The following is a 17,225-nucleotide window of genomic DNA, read 5'->3' as shown; positions in this document are numbered from 1 at the left end:
GATCTTCGCCCACTGGTGTGAGCGAGCGACACCCATCGATCAAGGGTTGGTTGGGCCCAGGGAGTCGGCCTAGCGGTGTGCGTCGTGATACCTGCGCAGTCGGGGGGCGCGTATCGCGGGCAGTCCGGTCAGGGTGTCGTTGAAGGCGTGGTGGTGGGGCGTCAGCGGGTGCCAGGGGCGCGGCGGGAGCGGGTAGTCGTCGCGCAGGACGCCCTCGGGGAGTACACCGGTCGCGGGCATCGGTGAGGTCTCGCCCGGGTGGGCGAGGTACGCCCAGACCCCGCTGTCCAGCGGCACCACAGCCCCGTTGTCGCCGGGCGGGCGCCAGGGCGCGCCCGTGAGGGGGTGGCGGGGGACGAGGAGAACGTCGGGACGGGGTCGGGGCGTGTGGATCGCCGGGCCGGCCAACCCCACGGAACAGGCACCGGGCCCGGTCGGGAGGTACTGGCCGACGGCGTGGCCCAGCAGCTCGGCGACGGGGCCGGCGGGGAGGGTCACCGGGTGGTCTTCGGTGGCCGCCACGAGGTGAGCCAGCGCGACCCCGACCGCCGCCTCCCAGCGCCGGCTCCACGACCCGTCGGGTTCAACGGGTGCAACGCGGTGCTCGGCACGCTCGAGGTCGTCCCAATCGGGAGGCGGACCGGCGGGGAGCCCCGCGGGGCGGCGTACGACCGCGTCGGGCTCCAGCCACACCGCCTGCCACAATCCGCAATCGTCCATGCGGGTCGCCACGGCCCGCCCGCACCCCACACACGCAAGGTTGGGGCCCGCCCGACCGTCCACACCCTTGCAGTACCCCTCGCACTTGTCGGGTATCAGGGCCATGGACCGTGAGTCGCCGGGGGCGATGACGATCCTGTTCCTGGCGCCGAAGGAGATGGAGTACACCGGCGCGTACACGCGCTGTCGGGCAGCCGCGTCCTGTCCGACCTCGTCCCACAACCGCCACGGCGGTCCGGTGGGCCGGGGGTCGACGGCATACGTCGAGGGCTCCATCAGGGGAGGATGGAGTTCCTCCCACCTCCCGTGGTGGGTGTGGATGGGGAGGGCGACCTGGGATATCGGCGCCGTCAGCTGAGTGCCGCACCTGGCACACGCGAACACGTCCAAACCAGCTCCCTCTCGCCCCGGTTCCCCGCGGATTGTGCCTCGCTGGCGGCGGAGGGTCCACTGGATTTCGAAACGTCTTCGGGGTGCTCCGTTCAGGTCACCTCGCCGCCCTCGTCATCTGGTGCTGTGACGGGAGGCGTTCGCGGGGTGTGATGCTGTGCCGGCAGGATCGTTGCGTGGATCTCCCCGAGGGGCTGGCCGGCTGGACGGACGGGGATGGTGCCGCCTTCGTGGTGGGCCGCTCGCTGGGGATCTTCGACGGGTCCGAGGCGTTCACCCAGGTCAGGGGGGTGTTCTGGACGGACGGCCTGCTGGGAGATGCCTTGCGTGTGGTGCTGGTCCAACTGGCCGCCGCGGGAGTGCTGGAGCGGTGGGAGGTACCGGACGGGCAGTTCCGGTGGCCCGTGCAGTGACGTCGGACCGCTGCGGCATGCGAGCGGCCGCTGGTTTCCCTGATCGGGCCTGTTGGATTCGGTCATCTACGCTGGTGTGATGAGTGATGGGCGGGAGCGGGTTCAGCCGTCGGGGGTGTGGGCGACGGCGGTGGGGGTGGCCAGGGTACGGGCGCTGGAGTCCGGCCGGGAGAACGCGTTGTTCCGTGACCCCTTGGCACAGGCTTTCGCTACCGCCGGCGGCCTGTGGCCTTCCTCGCCGTCGCTGCCCGATGACGAGGCGGCGCGGCGCCGCCGGTTGGCTGTGTCGTTCTCGATCGTCATCAGGACGAGGTTCCTTGACGACTTGTTGGAGCAGGCGTCCGCGTCCGGGGTCCGGCAGGTCGTGCTGCTCGGTGCGGGTATGGACAGTCGGGCCTTTCGGATGGACTGGCCCGAGGGCACCCGGCTGTTCGAGGTCGACACCGCCGCGCCACTGGACTTCAAGGCGTCGGTGTTGCGCCAGGAGCGTGCGGTAGCACGCTGCGAGCGGATCACCGTCGCGGTGGATCTGCGGGAGGACTGGCCGCGCGCGCTGGCCGCCGCAGGGCACGACCCGGGCGTGCCGACCGTGTGGATTGCCGAGGGACTGCTGATCTATCTGCCCGAGGATGCGGTGGAGCTATTGCTGGGGCGGATCAGCACGCAGTCGGCGGCAGGTAGTTGGTTGGGGCTGACATTGGGTTCGCGCGGCGTGATCGAGCGTTTCGGTGCGGACGCGGCGCCGGGATCGGCGGCGTCCCTGTGGGTCTCGGAGATGCCCGACGACCCGGTGGGCTGGCTGTCCGGGCACGGTTGGGAGGCCGACAGCCACACTTTGCGCGAGCGTGCTGCTGCCTACGGTCGCCCGGTCAGTACCCCGCCGCGGCGCGAGGAGCGGCCCGGCGGACTGATCTCGGCGGTCCGCCGGTAGAGCGCCTCCCGGTTCCCCTGGTGATCGATTACCAGGGGGCTTGATGAGTGGAGCCAGGGTCCTGCGCGGCCGGCCGGTGCTGTGCGCATTGACCGCCCACGGAGCGCTGACGTTCGCCGGAAGGTTGCCTGGCTGGACGGTGGTGTGGTCGACAGTCCTTCGCCGTGAACGAAGTGCTGCCGCAGTTGAACGAGCTGCTGTTTTCCTCGGTCCAGGGTGTGTTGGTGGAATCGGTCGAGGTGATCGAGGCGGTCGTCCGGCCGGGGTCGAGGCCTGTCCGGTCCTTCGCGAGCATGCTGACCGAGCGCCGGGGCGAATGACCTCTGAACTGGTTTTACGCCGTCCGCCAGGACGACCTGCCCAGCCTTTACACCCTCACCGCGGGCATCGACCGGGACCGCGGGACGCCGTCATCGCTGGCCTCACCCTGCCCTGGAACTTCGGGGTGGTTCACAGGCCACGTCAACCGGATCAAGATGCTCGAACGCCAGATGGTCGGCCGCGCCGGTTTCGAACTCCTTCGGAAACGTGTCCTCCTGGCATGAGCGAGGTACAGCCGGGGTGGGATGGGGCCGACCGGATTCGAACCGGCGTCCTCCCACATGTGGTGAAGGCGCGACAGCCACTGCGCTACGAGCCCCATCCCGCTCGTGACCATACAAGCCACCTGCACTCCATCGCTTTGAATTTCTCCAGGACGACGGATCAGTCAGCGTGGCAATGCCACACAACGTGAGCCAGGACTCGCACCCGTGGAGAGAGCCAGGCCGTGTGAGATTCTCGAACCTTACGCGACACATGCGTGGCCGCCTCTTCTAGCGGTCTGGCGGTCTGGCGGTAGGTGTTGATGCCCGCCGGTTCCCGGGGCCGACGTCGTCCAGTTGCTGCCTGGTGCGCATCGTTTTCGACGGTAGGTTCCGTACGTCACCACGCCGGCTCGGCCTGCCGATTTGGCGCGTTGCGCAGCCCGCTGCATGTCGCTGGGGTAGTTCTGCAGGGACACCTGCGCCTCCTGACGATCAGGTAGGGCCGTCTTACGGGGGCCTAACGAGCTCGTGCATGGTTGGCGCTGGTGCGTTGGGGTCTTGGTCGTTGATCATGGTCAGTGTGGTGGGGAACCGGGCTCGTGCAGCGATCATCCAAAGCCAGCGGATCACTGGGCTGACACGCGATGTGATCGCTGAACTCATCGCCGAGATCGGCCCGTTGTGGCAGGAGCGGCACCATTCGGCCCTCACCTCGCGTCCCCGTCGCAGAGCAGTGGGAGCCGGAGCGAGGTACAAACTCGTCTTTGTCGACCGGCTGCTGGCCACGCCCGTTCATCTCCGCCATGGCGCCACCCATGACGTACTGGCCTGCTGGTTCGGGGTGGATCGCTCCACCATCACGCGCGCCATCGGTGAGGTGCGGCCGCTGCTGGCAGGGCGCGGCTGCACCGTGGCGCCCGATGTCCGACTGCACACACTCGCCGAGGTCATCGACCATCTCGGTGCGAGCGGGCAGAGCGGGATCATCGACGGAACCGAGATCCGGGTCCGCAGACCAGCCGCGGGACGCAAAGACCGGGAGAAGTTCATCTCCGGCAAGAACAAGCAGAACGCCGTCAAGTCCATGGTCCTCACCGACGCCGACGGCAGACTTCTGTTCTGCAGTCCAGCCCAGCCTGGAAGCTGTGCCGACATCACGCATGCCCGGCAGTTAGGACTGGTCAAGCACCTTGTCGACGGGCCTACCGTAGAGATCCTTGCTGACGCCGGCTACCAGGGACTGGGTGCGCAGACAGGCGGACGTGTCGTGACACCGCCACACCGCAAGTTCAAGAAGAACGCACCGGACTGGTACGAAGAGATCCACGAACGCCAGCGCAAGACCCACTCCTCACGTCGCATCCGCGTCGAGCACGGCATCGCGCACCTCAAGAACTGGCGAGCCCTCGCCCGCCACCACGGCCGACGCGAGCACATGAGTGACACCATCCAGGCCATCGCCGGGCTCCTGTCACACCAGCAGACTGCCACCCGCGGGCCCGGTCAGCCAAGGTGAACACCAAGCCGAGCCGCACCTCTCGACGCGCCAGCGCCAACCATGCACGAGCTCGTTAGCCGGAATGCGAGTGCATTGCTGCGTCTGGGACCGGAAGGTGATCGGAGGTTGATCACCGGTTGCACAGGGGTCCGCCTGGTGGCGGCCCGGGGGAGCTGCAGCTGTGGAAGCCGCCGGCGGCGTGGTTCAGCATCAACGCCTTCTGCACGACGGCCGGGCTGAGGAACTGGTACGTCAACTTCGAGCACCCACCGGCCGCACCGGGGCAGCCGGGTTCGACACCTTCGATCTGACCGTTGACCTCGTCATCGACCCCGATCTGAGCACCCGCTCAGGGAAGGGGGGTGCCTTGGTGTACTACCTGACTGTTCTCGGGTGCCTGTCAGGTCATCACATGTAGCGGCTCATTGGGGTGAACGTGCTGCGCAGAAACCGTTGCCCAATTTCTGGGGGTGCTCCACTTGCCCTGAGTTCGGAACAGAGACGGGAATCCGTCTCGTGATTCGGTCGTGAATCCCACTCCGCAGCAAGAATGGATCTCGCCCCCATGGCAATTGTCCTCCGCAAGACGCTCGCTCTCACGGCACTGGCGCTGACTGCTTCCTTCCTGCCGGCCGGCGGGGCGCAGGCAGCGGCAACGGCCGTCCCGGCCCTGCGTGCTCCCGGTCTCTACTGCCTCGCGAATGCCTGGAACACACCGAACATCTCGACGAAGCCGTGCGACTCGAAGGACCAGGGCCAGCACTGGACCGTCTCGGGTCACCAGATCGCCCTGAGTAACGCTCCGGCCTACTGCCTCGCCAACACGTGGAACGCCTCGGATGTCTCGGTGAAGCCGTGCGACCCCAAGGACCAGGGTCAGTACTGGAATGTCTCGGGCCAGCAGATCGCCCTCAGCTACGCGCCGGCCTATTGCTTCGCCAATGCCTGGAGCACCCCGAACGTCTCGACCAAGGCGTGCGACGCGAAGGACCAGGGCCAGCGCTGGGTGATCTTCAAGGACCAGATCAGCCTCGCCGCCGCCTGACCCTCACCGCGCCGACGGCCTTCCCGGCCTCCTCGCAATCCGCCTGCATCGACGTGGCCAACTGTCAGGGGTCCCTACGAGTTCTGACAGCTGGCCCGTTGTCGCCGCACCGGCCGAAGTGCCGGCTCACCCACGGTGCTGGCGGAGCTCCGGGATGAGGTGAGGCTGGCCGTGACGGCGTTGAACCACGGGAGCCCCGCTCGGGCTTCGCAGTCACCCTCCGGCGGCTGCTCCCCAAGATCTGTGCCAGACCCCAACTGTCACTGCCAAAGCCGAGCGTTGACAGCACGGGACCCCAGAAGCCTATGACCCCCGGGGTCCCGCTGTGCACTTCGCTGAACCGACAGTCTCAACGACCGGCCGCGGCCGGTCGTTACGCCCACTGCATCTCCAGCTCTGCCAGGGCGGCGAGATCGGCAGGGTGAAGCTCGCCGCTTTCCGGCCGGGGCCGGCTCCCGCACAGCCGGAGCCGGAGCCGGAGGGTGGCCGCGACCAGGAGCCGGGCAAGCCACGCCGCGGCACGTTCCGCTGGCGGCCTTGACCTGGGCAAGCGGCAGGGGAGCGTGGGCAATCCGCCCCGAACGGCGGCTTGCCCATCTTGTTCCTGTGCGCTGAGGTGGTGCCCGCTCTGCCGGATGTCCCGGCCGGGCTCGCGAGGGAGGCACCGGTGGAGACCTTCATGACGGGGGAGAGGATCGTTCGGCGCGATGTACACCGCTCCGGCCGGGTATGGAGCGAGCAGGCGCTCCGGGTCCTGGCCGACACGGGCGAGGCGCTGGTGACCGCGTGCCCACCCGGGGCTCAAGCGCTGTGGCCCGCCCTGTACGCCAGGGCCCGGTCGGAGGGCGAACGGTCAGTGCGCACGGAGGCGATCCACGCGATGGCGTCGGGGGAGTGGGAGCTGGCGGCCGGGGTGTGGCAGGAGACGGAGCTGCTGCTGTGGAAGCCGCCGGCGGCGTGGTTCAGCATCAACGCCTTTTACACCGCAGCCGGGTTGAGGAACTGGTACGTCAATTTCGAGCACCCCACCTGCCGCACCGAGGCAGGGTTCGACACCTTCGACCTCACCGTCGACCTCGTCATCGACCCCGACCTGAGCACCCGCAGGTGGAAGGACGAAGACGAGTACGCCCACGTCCGTCGCCTGGGCATCGTCTCCGAGTTCGAGCACCCGGCGGTGGAGCTCGCCCGCGCCCAGGTCCTGGACATGCTCGACCAACGGGCCGGGCCCTTCGCCGACGCCGACCGGTGGGCGGCCTGGCGCTGGAACCCCGCCTGGCCGCCGCCGTGTCTGCCCCATCGTGAGGGAGCGGGCCCCGGGATGCCTGGTTCACCACCGGGCAGTCCAAGCACCTGACCGACGCCGTCGGGACAGGACCGAGGTCATCGGCCGGCACCTCGGGCCGGCCGAGCGATGACCGGACAGACCTGCGGGGCGGGCGTGCCGGGTGTGGCTGGCGTGTGTTGTCGGCCATGCCGTGGCTGATTTCCCGCCGAGTCGATCACACCGGTCCCGCCCGCGCCCGGGCGGCCTCAGCGTGGGCGACGACGCCGACGTCGAATACCAAGGGGTGCGTGTGACCAGCGAGGAACCAAGACCGTGGACACCGACACCGACGCCGAGAGCACTGAGGAGGGTGTCCAGCGGATCCCGGCGGTGATCAGCGTGGCCCCGGTGCCTGCCGTTGCCGACGCCCGCGACGCGCTCCTGGCCGCCATCGCAAGCGAGGCCCGCACCGTCACCGAGAACAACCCCGGCCAGGCGTCCGTGGCGCTGGAGCAGCTCGCCCGTGCCTTCGCTCTGATCGCCGCCGGTGCCCCGGTCGCGGCCGTCGGGCCCGCGTCGGCCGGAGCCCCACTGACCGGCCGGTCGCAGGACAGCGAGCTCTAACTCTCCCGGGAAAACCACGTTCTCGCCCGCGTCTACTGACCCGCCCCCGCTGTGCGGGAACGCCCTGCCTCCGAAGATCTGGGAGGCAGGGCGTTGCCGTGTGACGTGACCGGTCAGCGACGGTACATACGTACCGCGACCGGGAGCTGCGCACACCGGCCTGTATGACAGGCGCGACCCCGGCTTCACTCTCGCGGGACCGCTCCGGCGCTGGCCGGTACTCCTGGGAATTGTCGGGATCTGGGCAACAGCCTGTGGAAACCGGCCATTTGATCACGTTCCGTGCGGGAGTGGTCAACGAGGCTTTCTAGGCTGTGTGCCCTCACTGCGGCGTCCAAGACCCGCCCCGTACAGCCCACGACAACTCCCCAGTGTGCTGGCCCGGCCGGGCCAGCCCCCTCGGAATCGGAGCTTCCATCGCCAGCACCTTGCAAGGTCAATTCTGTGAGCAGCTCATGCAGCACGCCAAGGACTACATGACGTCCACCACCACCCAGGCAGAGCTCGAGGAACTTCTCCTCGGTGTGGTTCAGCAGTCCGGATCCGATGGTCTGGGCCCCGCGTGGGTGAGGGACAATATCGAGGTGATCTATCACTTCCTCGAGGACGAACTGGACCCCCATCTGATCTGCAACGCCTTGGGTCTTTGTGAGTAGTCGTAGCTGACGTCTGGCTTCTGTTCGCGGAGAACCATCAGCACGCGGTCACGACTTCGGACAGCATCCGCGACCGGCCGATTCGAACAAAGAGGCCGCCCTCGGTCTGGCAGCAAGCAGGGAGGGCGCAGCGAGGGCTCCCCTCGCGCCCGCCTCACCGCAGGGTGGCAAGCGGGAGGCGGCCGGCCGGTCGACTGGCGTCACGCACCCCAGGTACCTCGTGCAAGGTGGTCTGTTCCTGGCTGAGCCGGCCGCGCCCTGGACTACCGCACGAGGAGCACCGTGGGGGTGACCCCGGTCCGTCGCCCCCCAGCGCTTCTACGCCCGGTCCACGCCGAGTGGAGCGAGGTCAGCGCACTGGGCGTCCGTGAGTTTGTCCCGGGTTGTTGCCCCGGCGGTGTACGTGCACGGCATCCGCACGGCCCTGGTCGTTCGCGGGGAGGGCGGCGAGTTGCATCCACGTCCTCCGCGGTCGGTCCGTGGACGGCGAGCGCCACCCTCAGCGCGAACACCATCACCACCATGGACCAGCCCGCCCTGGTCTCCCACCAGAACCACGTGTACGGGATGGACCGCCGCTGACCGCACCCCAGGCGATTCCCGCTGCGCCCCGCCCGTGCAGCCCCCGTGGCCGGGGCGCAGCCTCAGCACCCTCGCCACGGGGCCGGCGCAGGGCAGTTCAACGGCTCGGCGGCCTGCGTCACCGCGTGAAAGGGCTGGGCGGCACGGTGACGATCAATATCAACCGCTGATGACCCGCCGGGCTTCGTAGGTGACAACTGGGTTCCGGCACACATTCCGTGAGAGCGGTGGGCGAGTCTCTTCTGCTCGGCAGACTGGAGCGATGCGGATGGAGAGCGGCATCAGGGTCCAGTCAGTCCGGCTCGCTGTGACTGTAGGTGCAGTCGTTGCCGCTCCTGTCCTGTTCGTGGCTGGGACTCCTTTGCGCCGCCGCATGCTGCGTCGCTATTACCGTGAGGACGGTCCGGGGTTCGTGAGCAAAGAGGACGGTTGGGTGAGCCCGGGGTACTTCGTCGTTACCAACGTTGTTGTTCGAGCCCTCTGCTGGCCGTCGGAGTACGTACTCCGACGGCTTCGTCCTGCCTGAGCGGGACAGTCATCGGGCGGCGGTGAGAAGTACCCGTTTGGGCTCCTTGAAATTGGCTCTGACCGGAAGTCTGTGACGGCCAGGTCAGCGCTTGGCATGCCGAATCGTTTCCTCGCGGAATGTAGGTTCGCGTTTCTGATGTCACTTTCTCATTGGCGGTGTCCCTCGTCTGTCCCAAGGGACAGGACTTTGAGACGAATTCCCGTTTGACTATTCGCTTGTAGGAGTTCCTCGTCTCAACATATGCGGTGGCGCTCTGCTGCTGTCCTCTCGTCGAGTGTGAGCAGTGGCTGGCCGAGGGGCTGCGTGCGTGTCAGCGCCAGTCGGAGGGGTCAGCCGTTCCAGGACTGTTCCAGGTGATGACCACGAAAAAGACGACGATCACCAGGGCGACGATGACCAGGGCGCACCCGATGGCGCCGGGCCGGTTCTCTCTGCGCAGGCGCTGATCGAGCAGCTTTGACTCGGGAGTGTCGTTCCGCCAGTGCGCCTTGAGCTCCGCGGTGCCCTCGTTGATCGCCTTGGCCACCCGGGCGACGTCCGCGGGGTGGTATGCGCGCCATTGGGTGGCGCCCCATATGCTTTCCGACGAGCGAAGTCTGCTGCGCACTCCGTTGGCCTCCGCGGTGGCGTGCACGCAGGTCGCCCTGATCGTCGGCCAGGCCAAGGCCACATGCCCTTCGGACATCCAGGTGACGTGCTCGGGAACGGCTGCTGCCACGGGTCGCACCTACTCTCAGCTCGCCAGCAGTTTCCGTCCGCTCCGCCCAGGTGGGCAACACCGTCTTCCTCTGCCTCACTTGACTCCGCATGCTGCCCAACTTCCCGCCGCAGGTGTCAGCGTGGATCAGCAGCCTGGTACGACGTCCAGCAGTTCTTGGACCAGTACATCCCCGCCGCCGAGGCGGCGGACGCCCATCTGCGCGCGCTGCCGGAGCGCCGCTGCTCGAGCGGTTCGGCAGTCGCGAGGAAGCGCTGGCCTGGCTGAACCAGGAGCACCCCTGGCTGACGGCCACCGTCGCGCAGGCCGCCGATGCCGGCCGTGACGCCGCCGCCATCTCCCTCGCCGAACACGACTACCAGGTCGCCAGGCCCATTCAGGATATTCGCGCTGTCCTATTTGAGCAGGAGGGCCACGGTCCAGGCTACTGCGAGCAGTACTGCGAGCAGCGCAGGGATGAAGAGACAGCTGGCCCATTTCCCTTGCCTTCTTCTCCGCTGGTGCAGACGTTCGGCCTGGGTGCCCTCGGGGGTGTCGGTCCGCCAGGCCGCCGGGACCGACATCCTGTCCTCGGCGAGGTTGCGCGCTACTTGGTGTATATCGTCGGGGTGGTAGCGGATTAAGGTGGTCACGCCGGCGGTTGTGCTGAAGAACTCCATGGTGAAGTACCTGATGGAGGCCAGTTTGACCATCTCCGGGATCGCCGCCCTTCGGATCTGCGGCCAGAGCGCCGCCACGTCGGAGGCCGGCAGGTGAAGCATCCACTGGCGCCCCCGCTCGTTCGGTTCCCTGGGAAGTTCCACTCTCGGCATGGGTCTCCCCTTCCCTCCTGGACGCCGTTCCAAAGGCTCTAGCTCGTGCTCCTTGGCGAGGTGTAGCAGAGGACTTGGAATGCGACGATGGAAGCAGATGCCATCGAGGTCGCCGACCGCTGGCACCTGCTGCAGAACCTCGGTGCGGCAGTTGAGAAGACCTGCCAGCAGCACCGTTCCTGCCTGCGCAAACAGGCTGAACAGGACGAACCGCCGCAGGCCCCGGCCGTCGCGCTGCCACTGCCCGTGCTGCCCAGGACGCCGATCGTCGAGCCCACCCGCGAGCGCTACGCGGACGGCCACCGGCTCGCGGACCGCGGCTGGACGGTCAGCGCGATCGCCCGCCACCTCCAACTCGACCGCAAGACCGTCCTTCGCTTCCGGGACGCGGCGCTGGACGAACTCCTGGCCAGTGCAAAGGACTTGGGAGTCCACCGCCGAGATCAACTCGTACCGTTCATGCCCTACCTGCATGCCCGCTTCGCCGTCGGGATCATCAGTGGCCGGCGCCTCTTCGAGGAGATCGGCGAACGCGGCTACCAGGGTGGCTACTCGACGCTCATCACCTACCTGGCCCGCCTGCGCGAAGGGGCCATGGAACCGGTCCGCGCCGACGTGCCCAGCCCCAGACGCATCACCTCCTGGATCATGCGCCCCCGCGACACGCTCACCGAACTGGAGGAGGAACGACTGCAGGACGTGGAGATCGCCTGCCCGGACATCGCCCGAGCCTGCGACCTGGCCCGATCCTTCCACGACCTCCTCGCCCACCGCCGCGGCCACCTCTTGCTGGAATGGATCCGCCAGGCCGAGCAGGACACCCCCGCACCGGTCCGGTCCTTCGCCGGCTTCCTGCGCCAGGACCTCGCCGCCGTCACCGCCGGACTCACCCTCGAATGGAGCTCAGGAATGGTCGAAGGCCACGTCAACAAGATCAAAATGATCAAGCGCACCATGCTCGGCCGGTCCTCGTTCCGGCTCCTCCGCATCCGAGTGCTCACCCGGCATGAGAATCCGGGCATCCGCCTATGATCCAACCGTGAAGATGCATCTGACCAGGGACAGTGTCGCGATGGGCGACGATTTCGACGCTCCGCACAACGACACCAGAGATCTGCCCGCAGGGATGCGAGTCCACGAAGCAGTCGCCGCTGTAGCCAAGAGCGGGTACCTCGCCCACATCGCCGGAGGCAAGGCCAGCTGGATTCTTACCAGTGCCGGCACTCCGATCGCTGTCCTTGCACAGCAGTGGAACGAGCCCCAGTTCCTCACACCCGGAGATGCCGCGCTGGCTTCACTCGCTGCCGATGACGGGGTCGTCCGCTGGAACTTCCTCTACCGGACTCAGGAGAATCCAGTCGCAGTCTACGAAGAGCTGAGGGCTGCCCAGACGACCTGAGAGCGGCTCTCATGATCATTCACGGACTTCCGGTCAGAGCCTTGAAATTCTCCACCTCTTGCTTAGGTGTGGGACGGACCTGCTTATCTCGGCTCCCCACCTCCCTCGCCAGCCTGTGGCGAGTTGCTAGAGGGATGGGTCGCTCGATGGCCAGCCAGATCCGGGGGCGGGGTGAGCGTCCCGGGTGAGCGAGGCTCAGCGCGGCGGGTGGCGGCGACCGGCCGATCTTGACGGGAGTCGGTGTTGCAGGAGGAGCTGGAGGTGTGGGTCGAGGGTGCCCGGCGGGCTTGGGGCCCGCCGGGCTGGAGTGGGTCAGGGGGAGGTGGCCAGGATGATGGAGATGACGGTGCAGGTCGCGGAGGCGCTGGGCGGCCGGGACTTCGGGGTGTCGGGCGTTTTGGTTGTGTCTCCTCAGGTAGTGGTGCAACGCCCTGCCCCTGGTGTCCCGTCACCTCGTTGTCTCTGTTGTCCCTGGTGGAGCTCGGGTCCGGGATTTCGGTTGGCTTCAACATGCGGATCTGTGGACTGTTCGGATCTACCAGCTCATCGCGTATGCCCCTGCACTTGTTCCCGTTGCCCCTGCACGTGCTACTCCGTCGCCCCGGTCGACCCTTGTCGTGTCTGGGTTGTTGCGGGCGGGTGTTATCCGGTGGTGGTGAGGCGTGGTGGGGTTGTTGTGCGGGTGTGGGGGTGTGGCCGGCTGTTGTGGCTGGCATGGGTGTTATTTCCGGTGTGGTGTTTCCGGGTCGGTGTTCCGGGACGGTGTTGTCGGGGGTGGTGGTGGGGGTTTGTTTTGGGGTCAGGGTAAGGGTGGTGTGTGGAGGTTCGTTCGAGGTTTGTTCAGGGGTTGTGTGGAGGTGTTTTTCGGATACGGCCGCCCTCTCTTTCGCGTCTCGTTACTGCTGTGGGCTGGGGGTTTGTGGTGGGCGGGGGGTGGTTGGGGGGTTGTTTCCGGCCAGAGGGGGGTGGGTGTCTTGTTGGTGGGTGTGGGGGTGCTCTAGCGTTCGTTGGGCAGTCGGGAAACACGGGAGAAAGTGCCCGGGTTCGGTAATCGGGTGACGGTTTCCCGGTGTTTTCCGGGCCGGTGTTCGCCGAATACCGGTATGGGGTTTCATGAAATGGGGGGAGGGGGTGGCCGTCATGTCGTTCGAGATTCGGATCGTTAAGGACAGCAAGAAGCTGATTCATCACCCGGGGCGTTGATGCCTTGGCGTGGATGAGCACGGGGGTCCGGCTGTGATGCGTTGTGGGCACCGCAGCCGGACCCGACGCTTGTTTGCGTGTTCACGATACGTGGTGCCGCCTGTGGGGGAGAGGGGGAAGCGATGACGAAGGTCCGCCGCCGCCGGGAGTTGGTGTGCCGTTGGGTGCCCGAGGGGCTGGAGGTGGGTGTCCCGGGCCAGCAGCAGTGGGTGCGGCTGTCGCCGGAGTTGGTGACGGTGATGGAGCGGGCCGGTGCCGGTATCGAGGTGGATGATCTCGCGTGCGGGTTCGGTCCGGAGCATGAGCGGGCGGTCCGTGCCGCGATCGATGGCCTGACCCTGGTGGGGGTGTTGGAGTCCCCTGATGTGGTGCGGGAGGATCCGCCGTTGTGGGACCGGTGGGGTGGTATCGCGGAGCGGTTCCATACCGAGGCCCGTGACGCGGACTATCTCGTGGACGGCCCCGAGCGGGCCGAGGAGGCGGGTGTGATCGTCGCGCAGGGTGGTGCACCGGACTCCTTCAAGCAGTACCTGGACCGGCCGGTGGTGTTGTTGCCGCGTCAGCCGCTGGCGTTGAACGCGTCGGTGGGGTGGGTCTTCGCGGGCCGTCGTACGCACCGCCGGTTCACCCGTGACCCGGTCTCGCTGGATCAGCTGGGCACGCTGTTGTTCCATAGTTTCGCCCCGCACCGGTTCACCGACGGGGGGGTGTTCGGGGTGCAGCAGTGCCGGGTCAGTGCTTCGGCGGGCGCCCGCCATGAGGTCGAGGCGTATGTGGTGGTGTATCAGGTGACCGGGATCCCGCCGGGCCTTTACCACTACTCCGCGGCCCGGCACGCGCTGGAGCTCCTCGACGATGATGTGCCCCGTGAGCGGGTCGCGGAGCTGAGTTATGGTCAGGAGGCTTCCTATCAGGGGGCGTTCACCGTGCTGACGACGGCGGTCGCGAACCGGCTGGCGTGGAAGTACCGCCATCCGCGGGCTTACCGGTTGTGGATGTACGACGCGGGTCACTACGGGCAGACCTTCGCTCTTGCCGCCACCGCGCTGGGCCTGGGCCCGTTCCAGACCGTGGCGTTCCAGGACAGTGCGGTCGAGGATCTGCTGGGTGTCGACCCGGACGAGGAGTTCGCGGTGTACTTGCTGGCCGCCGGCGTCCCGGACGCCCCCACCGCTCTGCTCCCGGGCGATTTCGCCTTCCCGCCCCCCGGCACGGTGCACTGACCCCCGGGCGGGTGCACCCCATCGACCCCCGGGCGCGGTACGGCGACCCCCGGCCCCCGCGTCCGGGCGCCGGCCCTCCGGCGCGCGGGACTTCCGGGCCCCATGCGGTGCGGCGACCCCCGGCCCCCGCGTCCGGCCCGCCGGCCCTGCGGTGGACTTGCCGGCCTCACGTTCGGCCCGCCGGCCCTGCGGTGCGGCGACCCCCGTGCCTCGTGCGGTCCGGGTGCCGGTGGGTGCGGTGACCTCGGGTCCTTGTGTGCGGCTGCCGGCTGTGGGGTGTGGCGGGCTGGGCACCGGCTCCCCGTTCGGTGCACTGACCCCCGGGGGTGCGCGCACCAACTCCCGGGCGCGGTACGGCGCCCCCAGGCCCCCGCGTCCGGGCGCTGGCCATGAGGTGCGGCGGGCCCGGGCCTGGCGTGTGTCCGGGCACTGGCCCTGCGGTGCGGTGACCCCCGTGCCTCGTGTGTGTCCGGGCGTCGGCGGGCGCGGTGACCTCAGGCCTCGGCGTCCGACCCCCGGTCGCGGCGCGGTGACCTCGGGCCCCGGCGTGCGGGTACCGGCCCTGGGGTTGGGGGCGGCGGGCACCGGCCCCCCGCACCCGATGTTCGGTTCGTCTCGGGCGCCGGCTCTTCGGTGCGGCCGGCCGGCACCGGCGCCGGCCCTCGCCCCGGAGGGTTGGTGTGTCTGCGGTATTGCGGGTCATCGGTTGAGGGCGCCGGGGTTGGGGTGGTTCGTGGTGTGGTGGTCCGGGTCTGCTGCTGGCCCTGCTCACCCTGCTGGCGCTGCTGGCGCTGCCGGCGCTGCTGGCCCGTGCCGGCTCGTGCTGGCTCTTGCTTGTGTGCGTGCGTGGTGTGCGTGCGTGTGACCGTGGATGGAAGAAGGCGGTTCATGACCGGGGATGTGGCCGTGCCGGAGCGTTCGGGTGTGGCGGGAGGACTGCGGGCGTACCCGTCGTTCCTGCGGCTGTGGGCGGGACAGGCCAGCGGGGCGATCGGGGATCAGGTCCTTCCGGTGGCGATGAGCTTGTACGTGCTGCATCACGGGGGTGGTGCGGGCGCGGTGGGTGAGGTGCTGGCCGGGCGGGCCGCGGCGTTGGTGGTGTGTCTGCTGGCCGGTGGGGTGATCGCGGACCGGATGCGCCGGACCCGGGTGCTGATCGGCGCGGACTGTTTCAGGGCGGTGGTCCTGGTGGCGGCGGGCTTGGTGTTGCCGCGTCTGGCGTTGGGGGTGTTGCCGTTGGTGACGGCGTTGGTGGGGGCGGGCGAGGCGCTCTCGCGTCCGGCGTCGCGTTCGTTGCTGCCCGCGTTGCTGCCCGACGCCTTGCTGGAGCGGGGTAACGCTCTGGTGGCCGCGGCGCAGCGGGGGTCCGCTGTGCTGGGGGCGTTGGTGGGGGTGGGCGCGGTGACGCTGATCGGGGTGAGGCCGGCGTTGTTCGTGACCGCCGGGGTCTTCGCGGTGGGTGCGCTGATGGTGCGGGGGGTACCGGATGCCGGGCCGCGGGCGGCCGCGCAGCGTGCGGGGGTGGTGCGTGATGCGCTGGCGGGGTTGCGGGCGGTGCGCCGGCGCGGGTGGGTGATGGCGGTGATGGGGACGGTGTGTCTGCATCTGTTCGCGGGCTCCGCGACGGCGTTGACGATGCTGCCGGTGGTGGCGCGCAGGGATTTCGGCGGGGATCTCGCGTACGGGCTGGTGTTGGCGGCGATGGGAGCCGGTGCGCTGCCCGCGATCGCGTTGGCCGGGCGGTGGCGGCCCAGGGCCCGGGGCGCGGTGTCGTTGCTGGCGTTGAGCGGATATGCGCTGGTGCCGCTGAGTCTGGCCGGGCCGTTGCCGTTGCCCGGGGTGATCGGGTGCTTCGCGTGGGGCGGATTCGTGGTGGAACTGTCCTTCGTGTACTGGATCTCCGCACTGCAGCGGGCCTTCCCCAACGAGGTGCTGGGTAAGGTCTTCGCCCTGGACCAGCTCGGCGCCTACGCCCTGTTGCCGGTGGGGTATGTGCTGGTGGGACCGGTGGTCGCGGTGGTGGGGGCGGCGGGCACGCTGATCGGCGGGGCCGTGGTCGTGGCGGTGTCCAGCGTGGTGTGCCTGGCGGTGCCGGGCGTCGCCCGGTTCGCGGACCCGGCCCCCCTTGGTCCCGCCGACGCGGACGGTGCTCCCTGCGGCCCCGCCGATGCGGACCCGGCCTCCTTGCGTGCTGCTGACGTGGACGGTGCTCCCTGCGGTCCCATCGGCGCGGACCCGGCTCCCCTTGGTCCCGCCGGCGCGGACGGCGCCCCTGCCGGTCCTGGCTCCGCCGGTCCCGCCCGTCTGGTGCCCGCCGATCCCCACGACGCCGGCCCTGCGTCCACCGGCCCCCCTCGCTCCGCCGGTTGAGGTGTCCTCGCCGCCTCGCCGCCTTGCTCGCCTGCGTCCACCGGCCCCCTCGTCCCGCCGGTTGAGGTGTCCTCGCCGTCCCGTCGTCCTTGCCGCTCCCTGCGCCGGGCGGGTCCGTCCGGGCCCGCCGGTCACCGGCCGATGACGCACTGGTCGATGACGCGCCGGGCGGGGCGGGGGTTCACTGGAGCTCCGGCATCGTGGCGTGGCTGGTCGGCGGGGGCGTGATCTTGGTTCGGGCGTGCTGGTGCTGGTTGTGGGCGGGCGTGTGTGTGGGGTGGGTTGTCCGGCGGGGTGGTTGTGCCGATGAGTTCACCG

General features: G+C 68.7%; 17 protein-coding genes and 1 tRNA gene. 13 read left to right on the top strand and 5 right to left on the bottom strand.

The features are described 5' to 3' along the window. Positions 1-69: 69 nt before the first annotated feature. On the bottom strand, positions 70-996 hold the full coding sequence (locus LNW72_RS00960) for a hypothetical protein (protein ID WP_374117103.1): 927 nt from the start codon (positions 994-996) through the stop codon (positions 70-72). A 290-nt stretch (positions 997-1,286) separates the two neighbouring features. On the opposite strand from LNW72_RS00960, the gene LNW72_RS00955 reads away from it, so the two are divergent. The 3 genes from LNW72_RS00955 (at position 1,287) to LNW72_RS00945 (ending at position 2,774) form a co-directional block, all read left to right on the top strand. Continuing rightward, a complete protein-coding gene (locus LNW72_RS00955) occupies positions 1,287-1,523 on the top strand; it encodes a hypothetical protein (protein ID WP_250973526.1) in 237 nt (78 codons plus the stop codon). Positions 1,524-1,602: 79 nt separating this feature from the next. Next, positions 1,603-2,454, top strand: coding sequence for a class I SAM-dependent methyltransferase (locus LNW72_RS00950; protein WP_250973525.1), 852 nt, complete (start codon positions 1,603-1,605; stop codon positions 2,452-2,454). Between the two features lie 164 nt (positions 2,455-2,618). Further along, complete coding sequence (locus LNW72_RS00945; protein WP_250973524.1) at positions 2,619-2,774, top strand: hypothetical protein; 156 nt, start codon at positions 2,619-2,621, stop codon at positions 2,772-2,774. A 247-nt stretch (positions 2,775-3,021) separates the two neighbouring features. On the opposite strand, the gene LNW72_RS00940 is transcribed toward LNW72_RS00945, so the two are convergent. Next, a tRNA-Val gene (locus LNW72_RS00940) sits at positions 3,022-3,095 on the bottom strand. A 532-nt stretch (positions 3,096-3,627) separates the two neighbouring features. Between LNW72_RS00940 and LNW72_RS00935 the strand changes: the two genes are divergently transcribed. From LNW72_RS00935 to LNW72_RS00910, 6 genes are all read left to right on the top strand, one after another. Further along, the gene (locus LNW72_RS00935; RefSeq protein ID WP_250973407.1) at positions 3,628-4,497 is read left to right on the top strand and encodes a transposase; all 870 of its coding nucleotides are present in this window, start codon (positions 3,628-3,630) and stop codon (positions 4,495-4,497) included. Positions 4,498-4,660: 163 nt separating this feature from the next. After that, positions 4,661-4,897 (top strand): hypothetical protein, encoded by a 237-nt coding sequence (locus tag LNW72_RS00930; RefSeq protein WP_250973523.1) that lies wholly within the window; start codon positions 4,661-4,663, stop codon positions 4,895-4,897. A gap of 147 nt (positions 4,898-5,044) precedes the next feature. Beyond that, a complete protein-coding gene (locus LNW72_RS00925; RefSeq protein ID WP_250973522.1) occupies positions 5,045-5,524 on the top strand; it encodes a ricin-type beta-trefoil lectin domain protein in 480 nt (159 codons plus the stop codon). Between the two features lie 679 nt (positions 5,525-6,203). Then, positions 6,204-6,881, top strand: a complete 678-nt coding sequence (locus LNW72_RS00920) for a DUF402 domain-containing protein (RefSeq protein WP_250973521.1) — start codon at positions 6,204-6,206, stop codon at positions 6,879-6,881. Between the two features lie 243 nt (positions 6,882-7,124). Beyond that, a complete protein-coding gene (locus LNW72_RS00915; protein ID WP_250973520.1) occupies positions 7,125-7,415 on the top strand; it encodes a hypothetical protein in 291 nt (96 codons plus the stop codon). A gap of 455 nt (positions 7,416-7,870) precedes the next feature. Further along, positions 7,871-8,071: a saposin domain-containing protein gene (locus LNW72_RS00910; RefSeq protein ID WP_250973519.1), complete on the top strand. Its 201-nt coding sequence runs from the start codon at positions 7,871-7,873 to the stop codon at positions 8,069-8,071. Between the two features lie 1,421 nt (positions 8,072-9,492). Here the strand turns inward: LNW72_RS00910 and LNW72_RS00905 are convergent. The 3 genes from LNW72_RS00905 to LNW72_RS00895 form a co-directional block, all read right to left on the bottom strand. After that, entirely contained in the window at positions 9,493-9,900 is a 408-nt protein-coding gene (locus LNW72_RS00905) for a hypothetical protein (protein ID WP_250973518.1), read from the bottom strand. A gap of 116 nt (positions 9,901-10,016) precedes the next feature. After that, on the bottom strand, positions 10,017-10,253 hold the full coding sequence (locus LNW72_RS00900; protein WP_250973517.1) for a hypothetical protein: 237 nt from the start codon (positions 10,251-10,253) through the stop codon (positions 10,017-10,019). 42 nt (positions 10,254-10,295) lie between these two features. Beyond that, positions 10,296-10,712: a hypothetical protein gene (locus LNW72_RS00895; RefSeq protein WP_250973516.1), complete on the bottom strand. Its 417-nt coding sequence runs from the start codon at positions 10,710-10,712 to the stop codon at positions 10,296-10,298. An 87-nt stretch (positions 10,713-10,799) separates the two neighbouring features. Between LNW72_RS00895 and LNW72_RS00890 the strand changes: the two genes are divergently transcribed. The 4 genes from LNW72_RS00890 (at position 10,800) to LNW72_RS00875 (ending at position 16,907) form a co-directional block, all read left to right on the top strand. Then, positions 10,800-11,744 carry a transposase gene (locus LNW72_RS00890; RefSeq protein ID WP_250973515.1) on the top strand — a complete coding sequence of 315 codons (945 nt, stop codon included), beginning with the start codon at positions 10,800-10,802 and terminating at the stop codon, positions 11,742-11,744. A gap of 7 nt (positions 11,745-11,751) precedes the next feature. Then, a complete protein-coding gene (locus LNW72_RS00885; protein ID WP_250973514.1) occupies positions 11,752-12,111 on the top strand; it encodes a hypothetical protein in 360 nt (119 codons plus the stop codon). A gap of 1,325 nt (positions 12,112-13,436) precedes the next feature. After that, positions 13,437-14,537 (top strand): SagB/ThcOx family dehydrogenase, encoded by a 1,101-nt coding sequence (locus LNW72_RS00880; RefSeq protein WP_250973513.1) that lies wholly within the window; start codon positions 13,437-13,439, stop codon positions 14,535-14,537. 888 nt (positions 14,538-15,425) lie between these two features. Continuing rightward, the gene (locus tag LNW72_RS00875) at positions 15,426-16,907 is read left to right on the top strand and encodes an MFS transporter (protein ID WP_250973512.1); all 1,482 of its coding nucleotides are present in this window, start codon (positions 15,426-15,428) and stop codon (positions 16,905-16,907) included. The last annotated feature ends 318 nt before the right edge of the window (positions 16,908-17,225 follow it).

It is taken from the genome of Streptomyces sp. RKAG293, from assembly GCF_023701745.1.
Classification (GTDB): domain Bacteria; phylum Actinomycetota; class Actinomycetes; order Streptomycetales; family Streptomycetaceae; genus Actinacidiphila.
Note: the sequence above shows the minus strand (reverse complement) of the source record. Positions and strands in the feature narration are given on the sequence as shown.